This is a genomic window from Kitasatospora sp. NPDC018058 (assembly GCF_044327205.1).
GTDB lineage: Bacteria > Actinomycetota > Actinomycetes > Streptomycetales > Streptomycetaceae > Kitasatospora.
The window spans coordinates 20,154-44,930 of sequence record NZ_JBIRFA010000018.1 but is presented as its reverse complement, the minus strand read 5'-3'; the positions used below and the strand labels follow the sequence as shown (position 1 = coordinate 44,930).

The following is a 24,777-nucleotide window of genomic DNA, read 5'->3' as shown; positions in this document are numbered from 1 at the left end:
ACCACCTCGCAGGTGGTCTGCCCGTCGACCGAGGCGCGGACGACTTTCGCGGTGCAGGCCGACCTCCCGGGTCCGCCGGGCTGTACGGCGCGCCGTGGGGCCGGTCGTCACGCCAGGGCTTCCGCGAGCTCGGGGAGGTATGCGGCGAGGAAGCCCAGGTCGGTGGCGCGGGCGAACCTGGGGTGTTCCCGGTACCGGGGGAGCCGGCCCAGTGCCGTGCGGCCGAAGTAGCCGCCGCTCCGCGCCTCCGGGGAGACACCCGGGGAGGGGGCCGGGTCGCCGGGCCAGTCGGGGTCGGCTGCCACGAGCGGCAGGCACCGCTCGAAGAGCCGGTGACAGACGTGCAGTCCCCGGCGCATCACCACGTGGTACGGCTCCTCGGCACCGATCGGATAGGGCTCGGAGGCCAGGACGGGACCGGTGTCGATGCCCTCGTCGACGCGGTGGAGCGTGGCGGCGAACTCCCGCTCGCCGCCCAGCACGGCGTACACCAGGGCGACTTCGGGCATCCCGCGGTAGGCCGGAAGGGGGCCGTGGTGGACGTTGAGGACACGCAGCCCGGTGGACAGCACCGGAGCACGGAAGATCATCCGGTTATTGACCGACCAGACCAGCCCGTCCGTGCAGGCCGCCGCCAGCTCGCTCGCGACCGCGTTGACGTCCGTAGTGCCCAGGAAGCGGACGCCGGACGGCACCGCGACGGCGCCGTCCGCATCCGGGCCGCAGACCAGGTCCACCGGCAGCCCGCTGTCCAGCGTGTGCCGTACGGCGCGCCACAGCAGCGCGCCCTCACCGACGAAGATCATGCCTCGCTCCGTACGACGTCGACGGCAGCGACGACGCGGCCCAGGGTCAGCCCGCCGCTCAGCGGTCCGAGCCGGTCCAGCAGCCGCCGCTCGGCCGACCCGCCGAGCAGCTCCTCGCCGAGGACCGACAGCATTTCCAGCACGGCGAGCGAATCGCCCCCCAGCGCGTGGAAGTCGGACGAGGCGTCGAGGCCTGCGGCCTCGCAACGCAGAACACGCGACCAGATCTCCGCGGTCACGGCCGCCACGGCGCGATCGGCGCATGCACCGGAGCTCACCCCGCGCCGCTCCGACCCGCCCGGTGAGGCGCCCGCACCCGCCGTGGCGGCGTCGAAGGGATCCGGCAGCGCCTTGCGGTCGGTCTTGCCGCTGGTGGTCTCCGGCAACGCCGGGAGAACGCGTACCACCGTGGGCACCAGGTGCGGCGGCAGCGACCGGGCCAGCTCGGCCCGTACGGCGGCCTCGTCGAAGGCGGTGACGCCCTGGGCGAGGACGACGAACGCGCACAGGGCCCGCACTTCCTCGGTCCGGCCGCGGGCGACCACGGCGGCCTGCGCGATGTCCGGCATCCCGGTCAGCGCCGCTTCGACCTCGGCCGGCTCCACCCGGTGGCCGCGGATCTTCACCTGGTCGTCGACGCGTCCCGCGTACTCCAGCTGTCCGTCGGGCAGCCGCAGCACCAGGTCCCCGGTCCGGTAGGCACGGCGGCCGTCCGGCAGGAGGACGAACCGTTCGCCGGTCAGGTCGGGGCGGCCCAGGTAACCGCGGGCCAGCTGCACGCCGGTGACGTACAGCTCGCCGGGCCGGCCGTCCGGGACCTCGCGCCGCCGCTCGTCCAGCACGCTCACCCCGGTGCGGTGCACCGGAACGCCGATCGGCGCCGATCCGCGCGAGATGCCGTCCTCGACGACGGCGACCGTACAGGCCAGCGTGGCCTCGGTGGGGCCGTAGGCGTTGACGATGAGACAGTTCGCTCCGAAGTCCTCGCGCGCCCGCCGGGCGGTGGCCGCGGTGAGGTTCTCACCGCCCAGCTGCAGCGCGCGGATGCCCGTCGGACGGACGCCGAGCCGTGCCGCGAGGTCGAGATGGGTCGGGGTGAGCGACAGGGTGTTGGCGAGCCGGCCCGAGAACATGTCGCGGAGCTTGAGGTGGTCGAGCTCGCCGGGCACCGGCACGACCGCTCCGCCGTGCAGCAGCGGGGGGAAGATCTGCATCAGCGACAGGTCGAAGCCGGGCGAGAAGGAGTATGCGGCACGGGTCCTCGCGTCGCACCGCATGAGCGGGGCCAGCCAGCCGACGGCGTTGACCAGGCTCCGGTGCTCCACCTGCACGCCCTTGGGCCGGCCGGTGGACCCCGAGGTGTAGATGACGTACGCCAGGTCGTCCGGGTCCGGCGCGGCGGTGGCGAGTGCCTCCCGCGTCCGCGCGTCGAGCGGACCGTCGACGGCGGCGACGTCCTCCAGGAGGACCGTCGTACCGTCGAACTCCCCGGCGAGAGCGGCCCAGGCGGTCTCCGCCAGGCAGAACCGGGCCTGTGCGTCACGCAGCAGCTCCGCGACACGCCGCGCCGGATTGCGGACGTCGATGGGCAGGAACGCCGCGCCAGCCTTGAGGACGCCCCAGACGCCCGCGAGCCCGTACGCCGTTCGGTCGGCGATGACCCCGACGACCTCGCCGCGCCGCACGCCCCTGGCGAGCAGTTCGGCGCAGACGGCGTCGGAGCGCCGGTCCAATTCGCGGTACGACCAGTGCGCGGCGCCGCCGGTCACCGCGGGGGCCTGCGGGGATCGGGCGGCCTGCGCGCGGAACAGCTGGACGGCCGTGGTGTCCAGCGGCGGCAGCCCCTCGGACCCCGGAGCGAGGAGCCGCTCGGCGGCGCCGGGCTCGCGCGGTCGCCGCAACTCCCGCGAACCTGCTGCCCGCAACCCCCTGGAACCCGCCGTCGGTGCGCCCGTCACGAGCGCCCCGGCGATCCGGTCGATCAGCGCGTCGCAGCGCTCACCCACGTCTGCGGCCCCTCGGGCGGAGACCACCAGCTCGGTGTGGCCGGGCAGTTCGAGCAACACGACGCTGAAGGGCACCAGGGGGGCGTGGACGGGCAGGGCGTAGGCCGTCGTCGCGGCGAACCCGTCGGTGCTGAACTCCGCGGGGTCCAGCCGGCCGGCGTGCGAGACGATCGCCGAGGCGAGGTGGCGGTGCTGTGCCAGGCCCGCGGCCCTGGAGGCGCGGACGAGGGCCGCGGCCACGGGCAGCGGAAGCCCGGCGAGCAACGCCTCGGCGCCGGCCGCCAGTTCCCGCCGGTCCGCGAGCGCGTTCAGCAACCGCCGGTGGACGGCGTCCGGGCCCTGGCCGGGTGGCACGTCGAGGAACACGGGCAGGGTGAGGTTCGCCGTGGCGGACGAGGCACGTGCGTGCCGTCGCAGGTCGACCGGCACCATGATCCGGGCCGGGGAGCCGACGGCTTCGGCGAGCGCCGCCGACACCCTCGCGGTCGCTGCCGCCGGCCGGCCGGGCACGGTCCGCCGCCGCCACACGGCGGCCGGGCCCGACCTGCCGCCCAGCGGAGAGCGCTGGTCGAGCCCGAGGCGGGGGCGCTGCCCGGTCCTGCCGAGCGCGGCCAGGAGCCGGTGGTCCGTCAGCGTGTCCGCGGCGTCCTGCGGCGGCTCGCCCCTGAGGGCGCGGAAGACCTCGGCGGCCCAGGTCCGCAGGCCCTTGAGGTCCATCACCGCGTGCGCGGCGCGGAAGACCACGGTGGACGGCTGCCCGGTGAGCAGCAGGACCTCGCACGCCGGCCGGTCCTCGGCCTGCGCCAAGTGGCCGGTCAGCTCCGGCAGCCCGGTCAGCGCGGTGCGGTCGAAGGAGCCGGCGTCCACGACCACGACCCTGGCCGGCACCCCGCTGTCGGTCCACGTCCGGCCGCGGCGCACGACCCGGGAACCGGGGCAGGACCGGGAGGCCTGCGTCACGGCGCGGGCCAGCGACCGGGCACCGATCTCCCCGGCACCTTCGACCACGAGCTGGATCACCATCAGCTCGCCGAGCCTGGCGGCGGCGAGGTAGGACCACTCGGTGGGCGAGACGGGCCGCCGGAACACGCGGGCGCCCGCACTGACGGACCCGGTGGTTGTGTCGTGCATGGTCAAGGCTTCACCTTCCGGATGAACTCGCCGACTCCGCCGATCTCGTCGATCCAGGCCGCCAGCCGGGCCATCCCGGTCTCGTGGTCCACCGCCGGCGCGCCGAGGTCGCGGCGCGCCGCCGAGGTGTCGTACGTGGCCGACCGGGTCAGTAGCGCCAGTGAGTAGCGGGACAGGGACGGGGACGTGTGCCTGGCGAGCGGGGGCAGCTTGCGCGCCATGTCCGCCGCGAAGGCGGCGGCACGCAGCGGTCCGAGGGGGACCCGCCTGGTCGGGGGCGTGCCGCCGAAGCGCTCGGCGAGGTCGGCCAGGGTGCTCCACACCTCCACCGGCTGCGGGTCCGCGATGAAGTAGGCCCGGCCGCCCACTCCTTGGGCCCGGGCAGCCCGGACACTCGCCTCGGCGGCGTTGTCGCAGTGGCACAGCGAGGCGTGGACGGGCCTGCCTCCGGAGAGGTCGGGCAGGCGCGCGGTCATCATCTTCGCCAGCAGGCGCGGCATGAACCCGGAATGGTCGCGGGGGCCCCACACGGCGCGCGGTCGCAGCGCGACCGTGGTGAAGTCCGGCCGGTCGGCGGCCAGGACGAGACGTTCCGCGGCGGCCTTGGTCTCCGAGTACAGGTTGAGGAAGCGCTTCGGGTAGGGCTCGCTCTCGTCGATGCCGAGCCGGTCGCCGTCGCGCACGCCCATCAGCGCGCTGGGACTGCCGATGAAGACGAACCGCCGTGCCCCGGCGTCCCTGGCCGCCGTCATCAGCCGCCGGGTGCCGTCGACGTTCTCGTCGCGGAACTGGGCCCGGGTGCCCCGGTCGGTGACCCGGCCGGCGCTGTGGTGCACCGCGTCGATCCCCTCCGCCGCCGCCTTCAGCGACGCCGGGTCCCGCAGGTCGCCGTAGGCGAACTCGATGCCCGCCACGGTGCGCAGACGGCTGAGGTCGCTCCCCTCGCGCACCAGCACGCGGACCTCGTCGCCGGCCCGCAGACAGGCGTCGACGATGTGGCTGCCCAGGAATCCGGACGCGCCCGTCACCAGGACCTTCACGGCGAAACACCCGACCTGGTGCCGCGGGCCGTCCGCCACCACGTCGCCCCGAAGAGCATCGTGAGGGCGGCGGTGGCCCACGGCCTGCGGCCGGTGGCGAGCTCCTGCTCGGCACGCAGCGCGGCCGGTATCTGCGCCGCGTGGACGACGACGCTGAGGAAGCCGTCGAGCCACCACAGCGCGGTGAGCAGCGGATGGTCCCAGGGCAGCAGCGGCCAGGCGGCCAGGTACGCCCAGCCGGCCAGCGGCACGGCGCGCAGCGCCAGGCCCGCGGCCGTCGGACGCCGGCTCCCGGTGAGCCGGTCCTCGGCCCAGCCGGCCAGCAGCTCCCGGCGGATCTTGGCGTTGTGGCGCACGTCCACCGGGAACGCCGGGTGCGGCAGGAAGTCCGAGATCGGCTTCGTCATGGGGTTGTCCGCACCGAGGGCGCGCAACTCGTCCGAGATGCGCGGCCATTGGTCCCGGCCGATGCCCGGCGACAGCTCCACGCACAGCACCGGCCGCTGCCGCCCGCGCGGCCCGACGCCGACCAGGGCGGTGCGCCTGACCTGCGGATGGGCGTTGAAGACGCTTTCGCAGCGCACCGTGTGCAGGTCGCCTTCGGACGTGCGGACCCGCTGGCTCTTGCGCCCGCAGAACCAGATCCGGCCCGCCTCGTCGATCCATCCGACGTCGCCGGTACGGTGCCAGCGGGTGACACCGTCCTGGATCTTGTGGTCGGCGTCGGCCTGCGCCGTCCGGAAGTAGCGGGGGCTGACGGCCCGCCCGCTCACCACGATCTCGCCCGGCTCACCGGGCGGTACGGCCAGGCCCGGCGCCCACCGGGGCACTGGCCCGTCACTGATCGCGACGGTGCGCACCGCCATGCCCGGCGCCGGGCGGCCCAGGCAGACACCGAGCCCGGCGGCCGGGCCGTCGGCGGGCCCGGACAGCGCCTCACGGCTCTCCAACAGCGCCATGGGCAGGGCCTCGGTCGCCCCGTAGGTGCTGAACACGAGTGCCTCGTCGGGCAGTACGGCGCGCAGTTCGCCCATCAGAGCGGGGCTCACCGGGGCGCCGCCGGAGATGACCAGGCGCAGCGAGGGCACCGGGGTCCCGGTCGCGGCCAGGTGGGAGGCGAAGGGGGCCAGCAGCGCCGGGGAGGCGAACATCGCGTCCACCCCGAAACGCCGGACGGCGTCGGCGAGCGGCGCCGGGTCGGCGGCGCCGACCCGGGCCATGTCCATCCTCGGCACGACCACGGTGCGCCCGGCCACCAGGTCGAACACGCCCATGAGCGGCATGGTGACCAGGGTGGTCCTCGCGTCGTCCGAGAAGTGGCCCTCCTCGGCCCCCTGCGCCATCGCGAGCAGCATGCCGACGGTGACCTCCACCGGTTTGGCCGGACCGGTGCTGCCGGTCGTGTAGCCGATGAGCGCGAGGTCGTCCGGGCCGGTTCGTGCCGGAGGCGGCGTCGGCCGGCCGGCGCCGGCGGCGATCAGCTTGCGCAGGGCGGTGCCGTCCGCGCGGCCCACCGTGACCGAGCTGCGCACCCCGGCGAAGGCGCGCGGGCACAGCCGTCGCAGCACCTGGGCCTTCGGGACACCGATGAAGGCCTCCACGCGGACCCGCCGCAGGCAGTCGAGCATGAGGTCCAGGCCCATGCCGGGGTCCACCACGACCGGCACGGCTCCCACGTGCATCATGGCGAGGACGAGGGTCAGCAGGTCGCCGCCGGGCGGCACCAGCAGGGCCGTGCGGGTGCCGCGGCGGATGCCGTGCGTTTCCAGGCCGGCGGCGCAGGCCGCGACCGTGGTGGCGAGTTCGGCGTAGCCGACCGTGGTGTAGGCGGCGCGGCCGTCCGGTCGGGTGCGCATGGCGTCGGGGTGGATGAGCGCGGTCCTGCCGGGTGTGCGGGCGGCGTGCCCGGCGAGCAGTTCCGCCGGGGAGGCGTGCCGGTCCTGGGGGAGGGAGGCGGTGGGCGTCATCGGGCGGGCCCGTCGCCGGTGTCGGGCAGTCGGTAGAGCGAGGCCGCCGAGGTGAGTCCCGCGCCGACCGCGAGGAAGAGCACCCGGTCGTGTCCGGCGAGCCGGCCGGTGTCCAGGGCCTGGCGGTATCCGTGGACGAGCGCCGAGGTGTGCGGGTCGCCGTGGACGCCTTCGACGGTGACGGCGGCGTCGGAGGCGAGGCCGAGGCGTTTGGCCAGGCGCGCGGCGAACGCGGGTGACGGCTGTGAGGTGACCAGCAGGGTGCGGTCGAGGGCGACGTGCGCCCGGCCGGCGTCCGTGGTGTCCTCGGCGGCCGCCGCGGCGTCCGTACTGCCGACGCCGTCCTCGGCGCTCAGCACGGTGCGGACGGAGTCGACGGCGAGGGCCAGCATACGCTTCAGGACGTCGTCCTCGCGGTCCACGACGATGCTGTTCCGTCCGTCGGCACCGACGTCGGGCAGCGGCAGGTAACCGTTGACCCCGTGCCCGCCGGGCAGGGACCGGTGGTGCACCCGGCCGAAGCCGAGTGTGTCGCCGGTGTGTTCCAGCAGCAGGGCCGCTCCGGTGCTCGCGTACGGGAAGGCGGCCGTGCCGGCGCGGGAGGGGTCCGTCGAGGGGTGGGTGTCGGCGCAGACCACCATCACCCGGCGGGCGCCGCCGGTGGAGAGCAGGGCGTCGGCCGCCTGAACGGCGTTGAGCACGCCGCAGGCCCCGTTCATCAGGTCGAAGGAGAACGCGGCCCGCCGGTCGGGAGAGCGGAGGTAGTCGAGGTTGATGCCGATGCTCTTCTGGATGAGCGCGGCGACGGACGGTTCGACGATGTTGGAGTCGCGGTAGACGCCGACGTTGATGAGGACGTCGACGTCGTCGGCGGACAGCCCGGCCTGTTCCAGGCAGGCGCGGCCGGCCGCCGCCGCGTGGCCGATGGAGCTGCCGGAGCCGTCGGCCGGGCTGGGCGCGGCCGAGGTGATGACGGTGGCCATGGTCACACCTCCAGGGAGGAGACGGTCGCGGACAGGAAACCGGTCACGACGCCCGAGGCCGCGGGCACCATCAGCACCTTCGACCCCTCGGGTATGCGGCCCTCGGCGAGGGCCTGGTGCAGCACCAGGTAGTGCGAGGTGGTCGCGGTGTTGGCCAGCCGGTCGACGACCGAGAGGGACGGCGGCATGAGGGTGGCGAAGCGGCTCTCGCCCGTGGCGTTCATGAAGTCCACGAACCGGGTGCCGACCTGGTGGTGGATGACGAAGTCGTATCCCTCGTCGGCGAACCGGCGTCCCTGCTCGGCCAGCCTGTCCCCGTGGAAGGCCGGCCACAGCGAGAGCCGGTCCTCGGCGTGCATCTCCTTGTTGTCGGTGTACATGGCCATGCCGCCGGTGCCGTCACTGGGCATGCCGAGGCACAGGTGCGAGTACTCCGAGCAGGTCATGAGCTCGATGTCGTGGATCACGTCCCGGTCGTCCGTCGCGCGGTCCATCACCAGCGCGACGGCGGAGTCCCCCACGGACATCGATGCGAACTGCGGGTCCCTGCTGTCCTCCATCTCGCGCGCGGCGGTGAAGGCGATGGGGGAGATGTGCTCCCCGCTCAGCACCAGGCCGTTGCGCACGGTACCGGCGCGGATCATCCGGTCCAGCAGGAGGACACCGGTCATCATGCCCGCGCAGGCGTTGGAGACGTCGAAGTGGACGGCGCGCTCCGCACCGAGCTCCTTGGCGATGCGGTGCGCGAACGAAGGCTCGAACTGGAGGCGCCCGCCGTCGGTCATGCGACTGATGGAGCAGGAGATCACGGCGTCGATCTCGTCCGGTGCGTACCGGGACCGGCCCAGGCAGTCCCGGGCCGCCGAAACCGCCATCGTGAGGCTGTTCTCGGGGTGCTGCGCGGTGTCGTCCGCCACCCGGCGCTCCGTCGTCCCGGTGATCTTGACGAGGTCGAACTCCGGAGCCTTCTCCAGGCGGTCGAGGAGTTCCCCGGTGCTCATCACCGTTGCGGGGAGGTAGGCCCCGATGGCTTCTAACCGAGTCTTGTTCACGACACCCTCTTTCTTTCTCGTACGGGTCCGGCTGATTAAAGCCACGTAAAATCACACGAGGTGAATCGACATCACCTTCGTGCACGCCGGAACTCGATGTGCCCATGGCGACTTCGCGGACTTCTCCCTGGCTGCGGGAGTGCCGCGTGACGTGGCCGCGCCAATCACCGTCGGAGACTATCGCATCACTCAAAGCGACATCACTTCGTGGGTATGTGACGATCGCCACCCGCCATTTCCGGCCTCGGCGCAGCTGTGACAAGGAGCTCGGAGCGGCCGGAGGTCGTGGATCCCTTCTGTTCGGAGGCGCTGGGGCGAACAACCGCTGCGCTGGCGGAAATGGATCGGTCGTCGGGAAGGCCGGCGAAGGGGGCCCGATCCGTCCTGGGATTCGGAGCCGTCTGTGAAGAGGGCCGCCTCGGGGCGCCCGCCGTCCTCTCTGTACGGATGGTTCGGACCGGCGGGCGGGTGATCCGGCAGGGCAGGGAGCTGCCTTTCTTCTCGCGAGGTGTACCCGGAGGGCGGGCGCGGCCTGGTGCGAGCCCTGCTGCCGTTCGCGCGCCGGATCAAGCAGCGGCCGTCGGTGGTCGCCCTGCATTTTGCCGAATCTTGAAGAAGTGCTGGTCGGCCTGGAACCATGGCCTCGGGGCGTACGTCGTAACGACGGGTGATCGGCCGGGGGACGGGCCGCCCGGCACGTTAGGCTGCGCCCCGGGGAGACTTGGGGGGAGCGGCCTGGTGCCGCCATCGGACAACCGCCGGGACGGCATGCGGCTCCTGTGAGGGCCGGGACCGGTCCCGACCTGCCACGGAGGTGCTGGCCTTGCACATCGACGCCTGGATCGAGAGCGTTCCGCCGACCGCGGTGTACGCCCTGATCGGCCTGATCATCGGGATCGAATCGCTGGGCATCCCGCTGCCCGGTGAGATCGCGCTGGTCACGGCGTCCCTGATGGCGGTCAAGGGTGTGGTGAGCCCGTGGGGGATCGCGGCCTGTGCGGTCGCGGGGGCGATCATCGGTGACTCGATCGGCTACTCGATCGGCCGCAAGGGGGGCAAGCCGCTCTTCGAGAAGCTGGGACGGAAGTTCCCCAAGCACTTCGGGCCCTCGCACCTGGCGACCGCCGAGCGCTCCTTCCAGAAGTGGGGCATGTGGGCGGTGTTCTTCGGCCGCTTCATCGCCCTGCTGCGCATCTTCGCCGGTCCGCTGGCGGGCGCGCTGAAGATGCCGTACTGGAAGTTCCTGATCGCCAACGTGCTGGGCGGCGTGATCTGGGCCGGCGGCACGACGCTGCTGGTCTTCAAGGTGGGCAAGGCCATCGAGCCGTGGCTCTCCCGGTTCTCGTGGGCGGGCCTGGCGGCGGCGGTCGTCGTCGGTGCCACCTCGGCCTGGGTGATGAAGCGCCGGGCCGCCAAGACCCACGCCAAGATCGAGGCGGAGGAGGCGGCCAAGGCCGCCGAGGCGGCGCAGGCCGTCAAGGCTCCCGTCGCGGAGTAGCGGCGTCACCGTGCAACGGTGTCACGGAACGTGGCGAGTGGTCGCCCGGAACGTAGCGAGTAGTCGTCCCGGCGTTGTCGGGCCCCGGGAGTAGCATCGGCGGGAACCTGCCGATCTCGCACCACTGGAGGGCCCGATGACGCAGCCGACGCAGCAGTCCACGTGGGACGCCGTGGACGCGTACTTCTCCGAGCAGCTGGTCGGGCACGACCCGGCACTGGAGGCCGCGACCGCCGCCGCCGACGCGGCCGGGCTGCCGAAGATCGCGGTGGCCCCCAACCAGGGCAAGCTGCTGCACCTGCTGGCGCTGGCCCAGGGCGCGCGCCGGATCCTGGAGGTCGGCACGCTCGGCGGCTACAGCACGATCTGGCTGGCCCGGGCGCTGCCCGCGGACGGCACCCTGATCTCCCTGGAGCTCGACCCCAAGCACGCCGAGGTGGCGCGCGGCAACCTGGCCCGCGCCGGGCTGGAGAAGGTCGCCGAGGTGCGGCTCGGCCGGGCCGCCGACTCGCTGGCGGTGCTGGTGGAGCAGGGCGCGGAGCCCTTCGACCTGGTCTTCATCGACGCGGACAAGCCGAGCAACCCCGAGTACTTCCGCCGGGCGCTCCAGCTGACCCGGCCGGGCTCGCTGATCATCGTCGACAACGTGGTGCGCGGCGGCGCGATCGCCGACGCCGCCAGCACCGACCCGGCGGTCGTCGCCACCCGCGCCCTGCACGAGCTGATCGCGGCCGAGCCGAGGGTCACCGCGACCTCGGTGCAGACGGTCGGCAGCAAGGGCTACGACGGCTTCACCCTGGCCCGCGTACAGGGCTGAACCAGAACCAGAACGAGCGGAGACATCGTGCGGATCGGACTGCTGGGCACCGGCACCTGGGCGGAGCGGGTGCACGCGCCCGTGCTGGCGGAGCACCCCGGGCTGGAGTTCACCGGCGTCTGGGGCCGCCGACCGGAGGCGGCCGAGGCACTGGGCGCGGCGCACGGCGTGCCCGGGTACGCCGACCTCGACCGGCTGCTCGCCGAGGTGGACGCGGTCTCCATCGCGCTGCCCCCGTCCGTCCAGGCCGGCCTGGCGGTGCGGGCCGCCGAGGCCGGCTGCCACCTGCTGCTGGACAAGCCGGTCGCGTTCGCCGTGCCGGACGCCCGCGCGGTGGCCGAGGCGGTGCGCGAGCACAAGGTCGCCTCGGTGGTGTTCTTCACGGTGCGCTTCGGCGGCGAGCAGATCCCGTGGATCGAGCGGCAGACCGAGTTGGGCGGCTGGTTCACCGGCCGCTCGGACTGGCTCGGCTCGGTGTTCGCCCCGGGCAGCACCAGCCCGTACGCGGCCTCGCCGTGGCGCCGGGAGAAGGGCTCGCTGTGGGACGTCGGCCCGCACGCGCTGTCCGTCCTGCTGCCGGTGCTGGGCGACGCGACGGAGGTCACGGCGGTCGCCGGTCCGCTGGACACCGTCCACCTGGTGCTGCGGCACGCCGGCGGTGCCTCCAGCACCCTCGCGCTCAGCCTGACCGCCCCGATGGCGGGCGGCGGCGTGGCCATGGAGCTGCGCGGCGAGCACGGCGTGGCGCACCTGCCCGAGCGCGGCGAGGGCCCGACCGCAGCCCTGCACCGCGCCCTGGACGCCCTGCAGTCCTCCGCCGCCTCGGGTGAGCCGCACCCCTGCGGGGCGGACTTCGGCCTGCGGGTGGTGGAGATCCTGGCCGCCGCCGAGCGCTCCCTCGCCGACGGCGGCCCGGTGGCGGTCTGAGGCCGCCCCCGTAGGTTCTCGATCTTCTCCACGTCGACCAGCACGGTTCGATCAGGGGGCATCGGCCTCGTCGGTGGCACCCCGCCGGCAGGCGTCGGCGGGCCCGGTCAGGCCGGCGGCAGGGTGGGCCGGGGCGCGTCCGGTCGGCGGTCGGTGGGGCGGGCCGGGGGGATGACCGGGGCGTGGAAGTCGCGCGGGCCGGTCCACAGGGCGGGGACGGCGTCGCTGCGGCGGGCCAGTTCGTAGGCCAGGGCCTCGTAGTTGACCCGCCAGCCGTGGAAGTGCCGCCAGGCGTCCTCGACCGGGCGTTCGCGAGGGAAGCCGGAGGCGTTGATCATGGCGACCGCGCCCAGGTACTCGGCGTAGGTGAGGCGGATCGGGGTGGCCGGGTCCGGGTCGACGTCGAAGTCGACGCGCAGTGAGCGGGCGATGTCGCGCATCGCGGTGAAGCCGGCCCGGAGCACCAGCCGGGCCTCGGCCGGGGCCGAGCGCGGGCAGAGGGCGAGGTGGAGGGCGGCGGCGTCCATCACCGCGATCAGGCCGACCACCCAGCTGCGGTTGGGCTGCGGGGAGCGGAAGGAGAGCAGCACCGGGTAGTTGGAGTGGCTCTCTCCGATGTCGGCGGCCAGCCGTTCCCAGTCCCGGTAGAGCTGGGGGAGCGCCGTCTCGGTGTCCACCAGGGACTGGCGGGCCAGCAGCTCCGGGCCCCAGGCGGGCTCGCCGGCCCGGGACTGCAGCAGCGTCACCTCGGTCTCGCGCCGCTGGTAGGCGGCGTAGAGGGTGGGCAGGTAGGAGATCTGCAGGGCGATCACCAGCGGGCCGCTGGCCGCGGCCATGAAGTCGATCGCGGACAGCTGCAGCCGCTCGCCGCTGGCGAATCCGAGGGTGAAGAGGCTGGACCCGGCTTCCCGGATGGCCGTCGACCAGTCGATCCCGGACGTGCCGTGCAGCAGCAGCGTGTAGGCGAGCAGCATCCCGCTGAGCCACACCGTGAGCATGCCGAGCAGCACCAGCGGTGCCAGCCAGGTCAGCGCGCGGTCCTGCGCGTGGTAGCCACCGCGGAACGGCGTGGCCCAGAGCCGCAGCGCGATGCGCAGTGCCGCCCAGAGCCGGTGCACCAGAGCCGAGTAGAGCCCGCGCGGGACGACCAGGGTGCGCAGGATGCTGCCGACGACCACCAACAGGACGAACACGCCGAGCAGCGTGTGGATCAACCTCATGGCGCCATTCTGGCGGTCGCGGGGAGCGGTCGTGGGGCCGGGCGCCGTCGACGGCGGCGCGGCGTACGGCCGTGGTACGCGATATGACCATGATCACACCGGTTTCGGGCCGTCCTCGGACGGCCCGAAACGCGTCTATCTGAGTGGAGGGGTCTGTCCCACGAGATCGGAGACCGGATGCGTGCACACCAGGGTGGGGAAGCCGCGGAGGAGAAGCCCGGACGCCGGCGATGGCGTTCGCTGCGGCGGATCGACTATCCGCGCAGAGGACGGCGCGGGGTCCGCCGCTGGCTTCCGTCCTGGCGGCAGCTGCTCCTGGTGTCCGGGGTCGGGACGATGGTGCTGACCGGCCTCGCGGCCTGGTTCTACACGACCACCGAGGTGCCGGAGGACCTGAACGCCTTCGCCACCCAGCAGAACAACGTCTACTTCTGGGCGGACGGCACCGAGATGGCCCGGATCGGCGAGACCAACCGCCAGGAGGTGCCGCTCGACCGGGTGCCGGAGTCGGTGCGGTGGGCGGTGCTGTCCGCCGAGAACGAGACCTTCTACTCGGATCCGGGGATCTCGCTCACGGGCATCGGCCGGGCGGTCTACGAGATGGCCTCCGGCGGCGACACCCAGGGCGGTTCGACGATCACTCAGCAGTACGTGAAGAACACCTACCTGAACCAGCGCCAGGACGTCTCCCGCAAACTCAGCGAGGTCGTCATCGCGATCAAGCTGGACCGGAGGATGAGCAAACAGGACATCCTGGCCGGCTATCTGAACACCAGTTGGTTCGGGCGCGGCAGCTACGGCATCGAACGGGCCGCGGCGGCGTACTACGGCAAGGACGTCTCGCAGCTGAACCCGAGCGAAGGGGCCTTCCTGGCAGCCCTGTTGAAGGGGGCCGGGCAGTATGACCCGGCGATCAGCGCGGACAACCGCGCGCGGGCCGAGGAGCGGTGGTCCTGGATCCTGGACCGGATGGTGAAGGTCGGCAAGCTGTCCGCCGCCGAGCGCGCCGGGTACACGGTGTTCCCCGAACCCCGGCCCCAGCCGAAGGGAGCGGGGCTGGGCGGCCAGGTCGGCTACCTGGTGGACATGGCCAGGACGTACGTGGAGGGCCACACCGACATCACCCCGGCCCAGTTCGACCTCGGTGGCTACCAGATCCACACGACCTTCGAGAAGCCGAAGGTCGACGCCCTGGCCGCCGCGGTGCAGGAGGCCACCAAGGGGATCGACCCCGACGGCCGCGAGGCGGACAAGCTGCTGAAGGTCGGCGCCGCCTCGGTGGCCCTGGACGGGCGGATCGTCGCGCTCTACGGCGGGCCGGACTACCGGAAGCAGGGCTTTAATAATGCCAACACCTCGACGGTGCCGATCGGTTCGGCCTTCACCCCGCTGGTGTACGCGGCCGGGCTCAGCCAGGGCGTGCAGCGCGAACGGGGCGGCAGCCGTACCCCGGTGGCGCCCACCACCACGTACAACGGCGACAACGGTGTGAACGTGATGACCCCCGAGGGGCCGTACTGGGGGCGGGACGGGAAGATCGTGAAGACCGCCAACGACGGCAAACGGAACTGGGGCCCGATGAGCCTGCGGAGCGCGGTGGAGCAGTCCGTCAACGGACCGATGATGCAGCTCGCCATGGACATCGGCTTGGACAAGGTGCAGCAGACCGCCGCCGACCTGGGCATGCTCCCCAGCAGCATGGGCGAACTGGTGCCGGCCTTCGGCGTCGGGAACTCCACCCCCAGCGCGATCAGGGCCGCCGACGCCTATGCCGCCTTCGCGGCCCGAGGAAGCCACACCGACCCCTACTCCGTGCTGCGGATCACCCGCAACGGCGCGCCGCTCCCGCTGCGGCTGCCGACCGCCGTCCAGACGCTGAGCGCGGCGGCCGCGGGGGACGTCGATGCGGCGCTCAAGGGCGCGGTCCGCGGCGGGAGCGCGCGGGCGGCGGCAGAGGCCGGCCCGGACCTGGCGGCGAAGCCCGGTACCACCGCGGACCGTACGGCGGGCTGGTCCGTCGGCTACAACGGGAAGTTGTCCACGGCGGTCACGGTCTTCCGGGCGGACCTGAAGGACATGAAGCTGCTCTCGCTGGAGGGGGTCGGCGGAGCCGCCCCGGACACCCCGGACTCCGAGCTGCCGACCCGGATCTGGACCTCGTTCATGAAGGCGGCCGGATAGTCGAGCCGGACCCGGACCCGGACCCGCCCGGCGCCGTGCACCGGGCGGGTCTTCGGCTTCCGAGCCCTGGCGGAACGCCCCTTGCGGCCTTCGGCCCGGGGCGGATCAGTGGACGGTGACCTGGATGCTCTTGGTGACCTCGCCGCACCGGGGGGTCGGATGCGGCGCCGGACTGGGAGGGCAGGCGCCTCGGTCCTGGAACTCCCAGGTCAGCGTGGTGGTGCCGGGGGCGAGGGCGGTGAAGGTCTGGTCGATGCCTGGGGAGCAGCCGGTCCCGCCCCCGCAGGGGTCGATGACGACGTCCGGGCCCTGACGCAGTACGGCGCCATCGCCGGTCGAGGTGAGGGCCCAGGTCCAGGCCGTCATGCTGTCGACCCCTTTGACACCGAACCGCTGCCCGACGGCCAGGGTCACCGTGCTGGTCGGGTACGGGGTGGTGGCTTTCCCCGCGTCCACGAGGATGGGGAGGGCCACCTCCGTCTCCGGCCGGGTGACGGCCGGGGTGGTGGGCGTTCCGGGGTCGCCGGTGCAACCGGCGAGGAGGGGAGCGGCGGCCAGGAGCGCAGCCGCTACGGCGGTCGGGGTACGGCGCATCAATGGTTCCCGGCCTCTCGGACTCGGCGGCGCATGGTGATGAGCAGGGCGACGGACGCCAGCCACCGGGCGAACAGGACCTCACGTTCGACGTCCACCCCACTGGCCGCTGCCGCGCGCAGCCACCTGCGGACCAGCTCGCTCGCCTCGCGGCCGATCACTGGTTCGGGCAGGTCGAGTGCGGCGGTGAAGCCGCCGGCGCGGACGTACCGGGCCAGGAATCCCAGCGGGTAGGGCCCGATGTGAAGGGCCTCGGCTTGGTAGGAGGCGGCGATCGCGGCTTCGCCGAAGAGTACGCGGCGCGGGCTGCCGCCGATCAGCAGCCCGTGGGTGAGGGCGGCCTTGACGTCGTAGCCGGTCATCAGCTCGGCGTCCGGAAGGATGGTCGTCACCGCGGCAGCTCCACGCCGTAGGCCTTGTCGAGGTGTGAGTCGTTGGTGAGGCGTCCGTCGTTCAGATGGCTGTGGATGAACTGGTCCTCCGTCACCCACTCGGACCAGCCCCAGGGGTTCCAGACCTGAAGCCGGTCGCCATCCCGGGCCGTGATCACCATCTCGTGGAAGCCCGTGCCGTCACCGGTGGCGAGGGGCACGGGCTTGCCCTCGTCCAGGGCCTTCTCGATTCGGACGAGGGCCGCGCGCCGGTCGTCGTCGGTCTTGAGGCTGACGTTCTCGTACGTGTCACCCGTGGCGGCGAGGTTCTGGTCGACCACCAGCCTGGTCCCCTTGTCGCCGAGCCCGCCGCCCCCTCCGGGTAGGGCTTGCTGCCATCGGCCAGCTGGCCCTGCTGGAACCGACCGATGTAGAAGTCCTGGAGGCGCTGGCTGAAGTCGGACGGTGAGTCTGCTCCCGGGACCTAGCGCGGCCAGCGGGTCGAGCGAGCCCTGTCCGGCACGTTCGGTGCCGGCCTTGGCGGCGAGCTGGTTGAGCGCGCTCGCGGCGCGGCCGCCGCTGCTCTCCGCCCGCCGGGCGGCCGATATCCGGGTCGCCACGGCGGTGTTGGCGGGTTCGATCGCGGCGATGGCCTTGTCGGTGTCGAAGATGTCGTGGGCAAGCGACTTTTGCACGTTCTCCAGCGCAGTCATGCCCTGAGCATCGGTGCTCTGCGCCCCTTCCAGGTCGTCCGCCCAGGCGTTGAGCGCGGTGGAAGTCTGCTCCAGGGTCTTCTGGGAGACAGCCAGTTCGTTCGCCAGCGCCTGGATGGCCTGGGTGGCGTGCTCGGCGACCGATCCGGTCCAGGCGTTCGCCAGCTTGTCGGTGGCGACCGTCGCGAGATCGGTGGACGCCTTGCCGTAGGCCTTGGCGGTCTCCGCGTACGCCTTGGCCCGCTCACGGATCGTGGCCGGGGCGCCGGTCGGTCCGGCCACGGCCAAGGCCTTGTTTATAGCGTCGAACAGTTCGGTGCCGACATAGAAGGAGGAGCCGGGGTGGGTGGTGGCCTGCTGGGCCTTCTGGAGGTCTGCGACCTTGCTCATCGGGACTGCTCCGGGGTCAGCGGGCCGGTGGCCTTGTGCTCGGCGGTGCGGTAGTTGGCGCTGGCGGCTGACATCTTCTGCACCTGCGCGGCGTAGGCGACGTTGGCCGACGACAGGTCGGTCACCACCTGGCCGAGTGTCCCGGCGGCGCCGTCCAGCCCGTCGAGATGGACCGAGTATCCGTCAGGCTTGTTCCCCATAGACCGGCTTCCCCCTGAATCCCCTATAGCTCGCCGTGATCGTGCGAGTACGGCCAACGAGCATAGACGCCGCCGTAGGGGGCGTGGTTGCCGGGTCAGTCCAGCCGGTCGAGCCTGGCCGCGCAGCTCCCCTCGGTGCTCCGACCGTCAGGCTTCAGCGTGCCCAGGGCCGGAGCTTCTCCGGGTTGCGGACCGCCCAGATCCGGGTGACGCGGCCGTCGGTGACCTCGAACGAGGCCACCGTCATGACGACGCCGCCTCGCTGGGCCACCAGGCCCGGCGCGCCGTTGACGGAGCGCTCCAGGAGTTCGAGCCCCGGGGCCTTGTCGGCGATGGCGATCATGTACTGCGCGATGCGTGCGCCGCCCTCGACCGGGCGCAGGACGGTGCCGACCAGGCCGCCGCCGTCGGCGGTCATCACGGCGGCCGGGTCGAGGAGGGCGACGAGGGTCGCGATGTCCCTGGTCTCCCAGGCCTCTTTGACGCGCCGCACCGTGTCGGCCTGCCCGGCTGACGTCATCGGGGCGGGCGCGACGTCCACCCGCCGTCGGGCGGAGGAGGCCAACTGCTTGCAGGCCGCAGGGGTGCGGCCGAGGACGTCGGCGATCTCGGCGAAGGGATAGCGGAAGACGTCGTGCAGGACGAAGGCCACCCGCTCGGCGGGGGTCATCGTCTCCAGGACGACGAGGAAGGCCATGGTCACCGACTCGTCCTGGATGATGTGGTCGGCGAGGTCGCCATCCCGCTCGGCGTGGTCGGGCAGGGGCTCGGGCAGCCAGGCGCCGACATAGCGTTCACGCCGGGCCCGCGCCGAACCGAGCAGGTCCAGGCAGATGCGGCCGGTCACCGTCGTCAGCCACGCGCCGGGGGAGAGGATCTCCTCCTGTCGGGCCTGCGGCAGCGCGTACCAGCGCGCGTAGGCCTCCTGGACGGCGTCCTCGGACTCGGCCAGCGAACCGAGCAACCGGTAGGCGATGTTGAGTAGTTGGCGCCGTTCGCCGGCGATTCCGCCGGCTGTTCCGTCGGTGCCCGTATCAGCTGGTGCCATGCCCCCGACCGCCCCTCGCCTTACCTTTCGCAGGCCCGCGTCGTCGGGCTGGTGAGACCTTATCGATCCACTGCCCCCACCGGGCGGAAAAGAGGACCGTGGCATGGCCACCCAGGCGACGACGGCGCAGCACAGCTTCCCGTTCCTGCGGGTCGCGATCACCCTGCAGACCCTGACCATCTTCCTGCAAGCGGTCTCCGCCGGACTGCTGCTGACCTCGTCCTACGGGGAGACGCTGCACAGCGTCGGAGCCCGCGTGATGTACGGGGCGTCGATGCTGTACGTGCTGGCGGCGGTACTGGCGTGGAAGCCGGGCGGGGGCCCGTTCCGGTCGGTCTGGCAGGCGTCCGGCTTCCTGGTCCTCGCCTCGGTGCAGGTCGTGCTCGGCATCGCGCACGTACCGGCGGTCCATCTGCCGTTGGGCGTGCTGATGTTCGGGCTGAGCGTGCTGGCGCTGGCACGACGCTGAAGTGAGCTGCCATCGAGATTCGCGACTCGACGCGGCCACTGGTGGCGACCGCTCGCGGGCTGGCCGTCCCCGCCGGCCCGCATGACCGCAACGTCAGCGCCGGGTGCCATGGTCGTCAGGCGCCGCCGGCAGATATTTCAGCTTCTATGCGAAAGTGCAGGCGCCGACCCGTCCGGCTCAAAGCCGGGCGGGTCATCCGGCCCTGTCGGTATCGATACGTCCGGGATACCGTTGTCAGTGAGCAAGAGAGGAAAAGGTAGAAGGATCAACGGATACGGTATCTGAAATGAACGGCAAACCCATACGGCACTCACGAATGCGGCGAGCGAGCGGTCTAACCGCCGCCGCCCTTATGGGGGTTGTGACGCTTCTGGGAAGCAGTGGAGCGGCCCTTGCGGACTCTGCTCCGACCACGCTAAGTGCCCCCCGGTACATCGAGCAATCGAACCCGCCCCAACCGAATAGCTATTACGCCGGCTATGCGGTTGGCTGGCAACTCGGGAAGCAGACGGCCGATACCGACTTCAAGCACGGCCAAATGAGCCGCGCATTTCTGAAGAAACCCGCGGTGTCAAGCAGTGACCCGATCTACAACTATCAAGACGGGGTATTGCAAGGGACAAAAGCGGGATATACCCACGAAGTATACATTCTCCTCGGTGGTGCGGTCGGGCCCGCTCTACCCCACCCTGAACAGAATACCCCCGAGAACCCGTACTATCCGGGGCCGGCGGAGACGCCATCTCCGGGCTGCTCTTCGTGCGCTCATAGCCCCAACACGACCAGTCCCAACACGAATAGCCCGAACACGAATAGCCCGAACACGACCAGCCCCAACGCGAATAGCCCGAACACGGGTGGCTCGTCCGAGACCAGCCCGAACACGAATAGCCCGAACACGGGCGGTTCGTCCCAGACCAGCCCGAACACGAATAGCCCGAACACGGGTGGCTCGTCCGAGACCAGCCCGAACACGAATAGCCCGAACACGGGCGGTTCGTCCGAGACCAGCCCGAACACGACCAGCCAGTCCCCAACGGGACCTGTACAGCCAGTGGTGTAACTCGTGTGGTGTGAGTCACCGGCGACCGTTGAAGAGCCGGCCGTCGAAGGCAATGTTGAAAGCTTGGGGGCGGGCTTTCCGTGCATGGTCCAGCGTTGCGACCGGCAATGCGATCAATGATCATCAACTTTGCCGTGCCGCAACCGTAGTCTTCCGGGTGGCTGCGGGGCCCGCAGCCACCCGGCAAAGGTCACTTGACCAAGCGCGACCAGTCGCCCGGCTGCCCCGGGTCCAGCTGGCGCAGCTTGTCGAGGACCTTCGGGTCCTGGGCGTCCAGCCAGTCGGCGACCTGGCGGAACGAGACGCAGCGGACGCCGTCCCGCTTGCAGACGCTCTTCATCACGTCCTCGATGGCCTGCATGTAGATTCCGCCGTTCCAGTCCTCGAAGTGGTTCCCGATGAAGAGCGGGGCCCGGCTGCCGTTGTAGACCCGCTCGAAGCCGGTGAGATAGCTCTCCCGGGCCTCCTTCTCCCAGGCGGCGTACTTCTTCGGGTCGCCGTTGGTGCTGCTCCCGGACTGGCCGGCGAGGAAGTTGAAGTCCATCGAGAGGCCCTGGGAGGACTTGGCGGGGAAGGGCAGCATCTGCAGCGGGAAGTTCCAGATGCCCTCCTTCTTGACGGGCCAGACCTGGAACTCGCCCGGTGAGCTGGCGTCGTACCGGAAGCCCGCCGCCTTCTCCGCCGGGAGCAGGGCCTTCTGGCCCTCCAGGCAGGGGGCGCGGCCGCCGACCAGTTCCTTGGTGTAGTCGAAGGGGAGGGGAGGGAGGTTCTTGAAGCCGGTGTTGGTCTTCCAGTTGGTGACGAAGGAGACCGCCTGGTCGAGCTCGCTCTTCCACTCCTCGGTGCTCCACTCGCCGCCGCCCTTGGCGTGGCAGAAGTGGCCGTTGAAGTGGGTGCCGATCTCGTTGCCGTCCTGCCAGGCCAGGCGCAGCTGCTCCAGGGTGTCCTTGATGTGGCCGTCGGTGGCGAAGTCGATCGAGGCGGCGCCCGGGTCGTGCTGGGGTGGGTGATAGAGGGCGCGCTTGGACTTGGGCAGGGTGTAGATGCCGCTGAGGAAGAAGGTCATCTGGGCGTCGTTCTCCACGCCGAGCTTGCGGAAGCGGGAGAACAGGTGGTCGTCGCCCTCCAGTGCGCCGTCCCAGGAGAAGACGACGAACTGCGGCGGCTTCTCGCCCGGTTTGAGCTTCTCGGGCGTGGGCTGCTTGGGCTGGGGGCCGGTGTAGGAGGTGGAGCCGTCACCGAGCACCTTCACCTGGCCGTCCCAGGTCGGCGTCGCGGCCGGGGTGGGGGAGGGGGTGTTGTCGTCGGTCGGGCTGGCTTCGGGGCTCGCGGGAGTGGTACCGGCGGCGGTGGGTCTGCCTTGAGAGTCGGGCCCTCCCGTGGCCAGGGTGAGGGCCGCGAGGACCCCCACCGCCAGCAGACCGGTCATGCCGCGAGCATTCCGCACAGTACCTCCGTAAATAGCCCTACAGTTCGATCGGTGGATCACTTAGTCCGATGACTGAGGGGGCGCATTAGGTTGCACCGGCGGCTGTGAACTCTTCTACGTTTCACGATGCCTGAGATGCCGTTCGAAGGCCTCGGCGCCGGCACGGGTGTAGAAGCGCCGGATCCGGTGGGAGGAACCGGGCATGCGCAGGTAGTCGTGCCGGTCGAGGTCCCAGAGTCCCCAGCACTCCAGCTGGAGGAAGTGCGGGCTCGTGGAGTCGATGAGACGGATCTCGTACTCGGCGCGCGGCTCGTTCTTGCGGATCCAGACCAGGGCGTGGGTGTAGGAGTAGAAACGCAGCGGCTCGTCGGCCGGGGGCAGCGCCTTGACGAGGAGGCTGGTGCTGCGGTCACGGATGACCCAGGCCTGGTACGAGGCGCCGTGCGGGGCCTCGGCGGGGACGGCGGTGTATCGGCTGGTCATCGGCGGGTCGCCACCTGGATGAAGCCGGAGGCCTTCTCGACGCGCTCGGCGAACTCGTTGAACTCGCCGTCGATGGGGGAGATGGTCGCCTTGCTGGGGATGAGGATGGCGCCGGCCTGGTTGTCGAGGAGGCGCTGCAAGGCGGCCTGGAGCATGGGGCGGTGCTCGGGCCCCTTCGCGTTGACCTCGTCGTCCACGACGATCAGCGAGACGTCCCAGTGGAAGGCGTGGGCGTAGGCCTCGCACTGGCGCAACTCACGCTCGGGGAAGCGGGAGTTGGTCTTGGCCAGGTACGTGACGACCCGGAAGTTCGGGGTGGGGGTGTTGGGGGGCATGGCTGTCTCCATGGTTGCGCATCGCATCCGGATTCTCACCGGGTGTAGCCATGGTGGCGTGCTGCGGCCTACTATCGGAAGGCTTTCCCACTTGACAGTCTGCGCTGTGGGACTCGGGCGGCAGTGGAGGTCTGATTATGCGTGAGACTGAGCTTGATCCTTCGGCCTCCCCGCTTGAGGCATTCGGCGCTCAACTCCGCAAGGCGCGCAAGGCGGTTGGCATGACTCAGGCGGAGCTTGGCAGGCTCACCTCGCTGAGTGACAGTCAGATTTCGAACCTCGAAAGAGGTACACGCAGTCCCACACTCGACTGGGTGGTCCTGGCTGACCGCGTCCTGGACACCGGTGGGACTCTGGAGCTGACGTATTGGAGCCTCAGCGGTGGCGGGTCTCTTCTGGAGGGCTTTCCGGAGTTCGCGGCGCAGGAAGCGAAGGCCGTTGAGCTGCGGCAGTTCGAGTTGGGCGTTGTCCCTGGGTTGTTCCAGACCAGGGCATATGCGGAGACGCTGGCGGCGGCCGATGTGCGGCGAGGGGCCATCACGGACGAGGAGGCTGAGGCGCGGGTCTCATACCTCCTCACGCGTCAACACCGGCTCGAACGCAAGGATGTGTCGCTCGTCCATGCGGTGCTGGACGAGAGCTGCATCCGAAGGCTGGTGGGTGGCGTCACGGTCATGAAGGAGCAGCTGGATCGCTTGGCGGAGTTGTCGGAGCGCCCGCGGACCATCATTCAGGTGGCGCCGTTCTCGATGGGCGAGCGCAGATCTCTCGCCCTGCCGGTGGTGCTGCTGACCATGGCTGACCGCAGCATGCTGGGATACTCGGAGTCGCAACAGCGAGGCTTTCTCACCAGGGAAACTGAGACGGTCACGGCGTGGGCCAGGGACTACGATCGGCTTCAGGTGGGAGCCAGTTCGGATGTGGCGTCCCTCGAAATGATCCGCGCAGCTCGGAAGGACCTCCGATCATGACTCGCACCGACCACGCACTTCTGAACGGCGCCGTCTGGGTCAAGTCCAGCTACAGCCAGAACGGCGGCAACTGCATCGAGGTGGCCCCGGACTTCCCTGGCGTGATGCCCGTCCGTGACTCCAAGGATCCCGAGGGGGCTGTGCTCCTCTTCCCGGCCGAGGCGTGGGCGTCCTTCGTCGCCGCGACCGCCGCCGGCGAGTTCGGCGACATCTAGGGAAAACAGGAAGCCGTATCAGTCGGCGTCGCCCCCGAACCCCTCTCCGTGAGGCCGCCATCCTGCAGGGTCGGCGGCCTCCGTCGCTTTCTCGAGGCCGCAGCGGCGTCGCGCCGACACGGGCCGGCGGCCCGGGGCTCGTTCCTGACCTCGGTGCCGGGGAGAGGGGTTCCTGGGTGGTCTTGGTCTCCGGCCATCGCTCCTCACGGCGCCCAACCGCCCCGAATTAGTCAAAAACTCGATGTGCGCCCCGCGATGGCCATGGAGCCATCGACAAACGGAGAGTTCTCCGGGGTGTCGGCCCGCGCAGTGGCAGACTCGGGGCCATGACTTCCGCCATCCCCGAGCCGGACCAGCAACTCTCCGATCCCAGCGCGCTGCTGCTGGACTATCTCGACTACTACCGGTCCGTGATCGGCGCCAAGATCGAGGGAATGTCCGACGCGGAGCTGCGCGTCAGCCGGCTCCCTTCCGGGTGGACCGTGCTCGAACTGCTGAAGCACCTCGTGCACATGGAGCAGCGCTGGCTGCGTTGGGGCTTCCGGGCCGAGCCGGTCCCGGCGCCCTGGGGCGACCGAGGCCCGGCGGACCGCTGGTACGTCGGCCCGCGGGAGACGGCTGCCGATCTGCTTGCCGCGCTGCACGCGGGTGGCGAGTACACCCGAGCCGTTGTGTCGGGTACGCCGCTGTCCACCATCGCCGAGGCCGGCGGCCGCTTCCCGGACGACGGCGCCCCGCGGCCCACCCTGGGCTGGATCCTGTTCCATGTCCTGCAGGAGTACGCCCGTCACGCGGGCCACCTGGACATCGTCCGAGAGCTCACCGACGGCGTCACCGGCTAGCAGTCACTGGCTGCTGTGCGGTTCCG

General features: G+C 71.3%; 24 protein-coding genes. 8 read left to right on the top strand and 16 right to left on the bottom strand.

From position 1 onward, the window contains the following. Positions 1-107 precede the first annotated feature (107 nt). From ACH4E7_RS25170 to ACH4E7_RS25145, 6 genes are read right to left on the bottom strand one after another with little or no spacing between them, the layout of a single operon-like run. Positions 108-806, bottom strand: a complete 699-nt coding sequence (locus tag ACH4E7_RS25170; protein ID WP_396251297.1) for a formyltransferase family protein — start codon at positions 804-806, stop codon at positions 108-110. Next, complete coding sequence (locus ACH4E7_RS25165) at positions 803-3,943, bottom strand: non-ribosomal peptide synthetase (RefSeq protein ID WP_396251296.1); 3,141 nt, start codon at positions 3,941-3,943, stop codon at positions 803-805. Before ACH4E7_RS25165 ends, ACH4E7_RS25170 begins: the two co-directional genes overlap by 4 nt. Before the next feature lie 2 nt (positions 3,944-3,945). After that, positions 3,946-4,983: an NAD-dependent epimerase/dehydratase family protein gene (locus ACH4E7_RS25160; protein WP_396251295.1), complete on the bottom strand. Its 1,038-nt coding sequence runs from the start codon at positions 4,981-4,983 to the stop codon at positions 3,946-3,948. Next, positions 4,980-6,950 carry a fatty acid CoA ligase family protein gene (locus ACH4E7_RS25155; RefSeq protein ID WP_396251294.1) on the bottom strand — a complete coding sequence of 657 codons (1,971 nt, stop codon included), beginning with the start codon at positions 6,948-6,950 and terminating at the stop codon, positions 4,980-4,982. Before ACH4E7_RS25155 ends, ACH4E7_RS25160 begins: the two co-directional genes overlap by 4 nt. Then, the gene (locus ACH4E7_RS25150) at positions 6,947-7,933 is read right to left on the bottom strand and encodes a 3-oxoacyl-[acyl-carrier-protein] synthase III C-terminal domain-containing protein (protein ID WP_396251293.1); all 987 of its coding nucleotides are present in this window, start codon (positions 7,931-7,933) and stop codon (positions 6,947-6,949) included. Before ACH4E7_RS25150 ends, ACH4E7_RS25155 begins: the two co-directional genes overlap by 4 nt. A gap of 2 nt (positions 7,934-7,935) precedes the next feature. Continuing rightward, positions 7,936-8,985: a 3-oxoacyl-ACP synthase III family protein gene (locus tag ACH4E7_RS25145; protein ID WP_396251292.1), complete on the bottom strand. Its 1,050-nt coding sequence runs from the start codon at positions 8,983-8,985 to the stop codon at positions 7,936-7,938. An 823-nt stretch (positions 8,986-9,808) separates the two neighbouring features. Between ACH4E7_RS25145 and ACH4E7_RS25140 the strand changes: the two genes are divergently transcribed. The 3 genes from ACH4E7_RS25140 (at position 9,809) to ACH4E7_RS25130 (ending at position 12,227) form a co-directional block, all read left to right on the top strand. Further along, positions 9,809-10,483, top strand: a complete 675-nt coding sequence (locus ACH4E7_RS25140; RefSeq protein WP_396251291.1) for a DedA family protein — start codon at positions 9,809-9,811, stop codon at positions 10,481-10,483. Positions 10,484-10,619: 136 nt separating this feature from the next. Next, positions 10,620-11,300, top strand: coding sequence for an O-methyltransferase (locus ACH4E7_RS25135; RefSeq protein WP_396251290.1), 681 nt, complete (start codon positions 10,620-10,622; stop codon positions 11,298-11,300). Between the two features lie 27 nt (positions 11,301-11,327). Continuing rightward, positions 11,328-12,227 (top strand): Gfo/Idh/MocA family protein, encoded by a 900-nt coding sequence (locus ACH4E7_RS25130; RefSeq protein ID WP_396251289.1) that lies wholly within the window; start codon positions 11,328-11,330, stop codon positions 12,225-12,227. A 107-nt stretch (positions 12,228-12,334) separates the two neighbouring features. On the opposite strand, the gene ACH4E7_RS25125 is transcribed toward ACH4E7_RS25130, so the two are convergent. Next, the gene (locus tag ACH4E7_RS25125) at positions 12,335-13,447 is read right to left on the bottom strand and encodes a hypothetical protein (protein ID WP_396251288.1); all 1,113 of its coding nucleotides are present in this window, start codon (positions 13,445-13,447) and stop codon (positions 12,335-12,337) included. 177 nt (positions 13,448-13,624) lie between these two features. On the opposite strand from ACH4E7_RS25125, the gene ACH4E7_RS25120 reads away from it, so the two are divergent. After that, the gene (locus ACH4E7_RS25120; RefSeq protein ID WP_396251287.1) at positions 13,625-15,628 is read left to right on the top strand and encodes a transglycosylase domain-containing protein; all 2,004 of its coding nucleotides are present in this window, start codon (positions 13,625-13,627) and stop codon (positions 15,626-15,628) included. A 105-nt stretch (positions 15,629-15,733) separates the two neighbouring features. Here ACH4E7_RS25120 and ACH4E7_RS25115 read toward each other — a convergent pair whose 3' ends face one another. From ACH4E7_RS25115 to sigJ, 5 genes are all read right to left on the bottom strand, one after another. Beyond that, positions 15,734-16,222 carry a hypothetical protein gene (locus tag ACH4E7_RS25115; protein ID WP_396251286.1) on the bottom strand — a complete coding sequence of 163 codons (489 nt, stop codon included), beginning with the start codon at positions 16,220-16,222 and terminating at the stop codon, positions 15,734-15,736. After that, entirely contained in the window at positions 16,222-16,614 is a 393-nt protein-coding gene (locus ACH4E7_RS25110; protein WP_396251285.1) for a hypothetical protein, read from the bottom strand. Before ACH4E7_RS25110 ends, ACH4E7_RS25115 begins: the two co-directional genes overlap by 1 nt. Next, positions 16,611-17,696: a hypothetical protein gene (locus ACH4E7_RS25105; protein WP_396251284.1), complete on the bottom strand. Its 1,086-nt coding sequence runs from the start codon at positions 17,694-17,696 to the stop codon at positions 16,611-16,613. The genes ACH4E7_RS25110 and ACH4E7_RS25105 overlap by 4 nt, the downstream gene beginning before the upstream one ends. Continuing rightward, positions 17,693-17,896, bottom strand: coding sequence for a hypothetical protein (locus ACH4E7_RS25100; RefSeq protein WP_396251283.1), 204 nt, complete (start codon positions 17,894-17,896; stop codon positions 17,693-17,695). The genes ACH4E7_RS25105 and ACH4E7_RS25100 overlap by 4 nt, the downstream gene beginning before the upstream one ends. A gap of 154 nt (positions 17,897-18,050) precedes the next feature. Further along, positions 18,051-18,944, bottom strand: a complete 894-nt coding sequence (gene sigJ / locus ACH4E7_RS25095; protein ID WP_396251282.1) for an RNA polymerase sigma factor SigJ — start codon at positions 18,942-18,944, stop codon at positions 18,051-18,053. Between the two features lie 103 nt (positions 18,945-19,047). On the opposite strand from sigJ, the gene ACH4E7_RS25090 reads away from it, so the two are divergent. Further along, complete coding sequence (locus ACH4E7_RS25090) at positions 19,048-19,413, top strand: hypothetical protein (protein ID WP_396251281.1); 366 nt, start codon at positions 19,048-19,050, stop codon at positions 19,411-19,413. 765 nt (positions 19,414-20,178) lie between these two features. On the opposite strand, the gene ACH4E7_RS25085 is transcribed toward ACH4E7_RS25090, so the two are convergent. The 4 genes from ACH4E7_RS25085 to ACH4E7_RS25070 all read right to left on the bottom strand — a co-directional run bounded on the left by ACH4E7_RS25085 (position 20,179) and on the right by ACH4E7_RS25070 (position 22,723). Further along, positions 20,179-20,433: a hypothetical protein gene (locus tag ACH4E7_RS25085; RefSeq protein WP_396251280.1), complete on the bottom strand. Its 255-nt coding sequence runs from the start codon at positions 20,431-20,433 to the stop codon at positions 20,179-20,181. Positions 20,434-20,666: 233 nt separating this feature from the next. Beyond that, positions 20,667-21,905: a hypothetical protein gene (locus tag ACH4E7_RS25080; RefSeq protein ID WP_396251279.1), complete on the bottom strand. Its 1,239-nt coding sequence runs from the start codon at positions 21,903-21,905 to the stop codon at positions 20,667-20,669. 114 nt (positions 21,906-22,019) lie between these two features. After that, a complete protein-coding gene (locus ACH4E7_RS25075; RefSeq protein ID WP_396251278.1) occupies positions 22,020-22,388 on the bottom strand; it encodes a hypothetical protein in 369 nt (122 codons plus the stop codon). Beyond that, complete coding sequence (locus tag ACH4E7_RS25070) at positions 22,385-22,723, bottom strand: recombinase family protein (protein ID WP_396251277.1); 339 nt, start codon at positions 22,721-22,723, stop codon at positions 22,385-22,387. The genes ACH4E7_RS25075 and ACH4E7_RS25070 overlap by 4 nt, the downstream gene beginning before the upstream one ends. 137 nt (positions 22,724-22,860) lie before the next feature. Here ACH4E7_RS25070 and ACH4E7_RS25065 point away from each other — a divergent pair, with 137 nt between their 5' ends. The 3 genes from ACH4E7_RS25065 (at position 22,861) to ACH4E7_RS25055 (ending at position 24,751) form a co-directional block, all read left to right on the top strand. Further along, the gene (locus ACH4E7_RS25065; protein WP_396251276.1) at positions 22,861-23,694 is read left to right on the top strand and encodes a helix-turn-helix domain-containing protein; all 834 of its coding nucleotides are present in this window, start codon (positions 22,861-22,863) and stop codon (positions 23,692-23,694) included. Further along, the gene (locus ACH4E7_RS25060) at positions 23,691-23,909 is read left to right on the top strand and encodes a DUF397 domain-containing protein (protein WP_396251275.1); all 219 of its coding nucleotides are present in this window, start codon (positions 23,691-23,693) and stop codon (positions 23,907-23,909) included. The genes ACH4E7_RS25065 and ACH4E7_RS25060 overlap by 4 nt, the downstream gene beginning before the upstream one ends. Before the next feature lie 326 nt (positions 23,910-24,235). Further along, entirely contained in the window at positions 24,236-24,751 is a 516-nt protein-coding gene (locus tag ACH4E7_RS25055) for a DinB family protein (RefSeq protein ID WP_396251274.1), read from the top strand. The last annotated feature ends 26 nt before the right edge of the window (positions 24,752-24,777 follow it).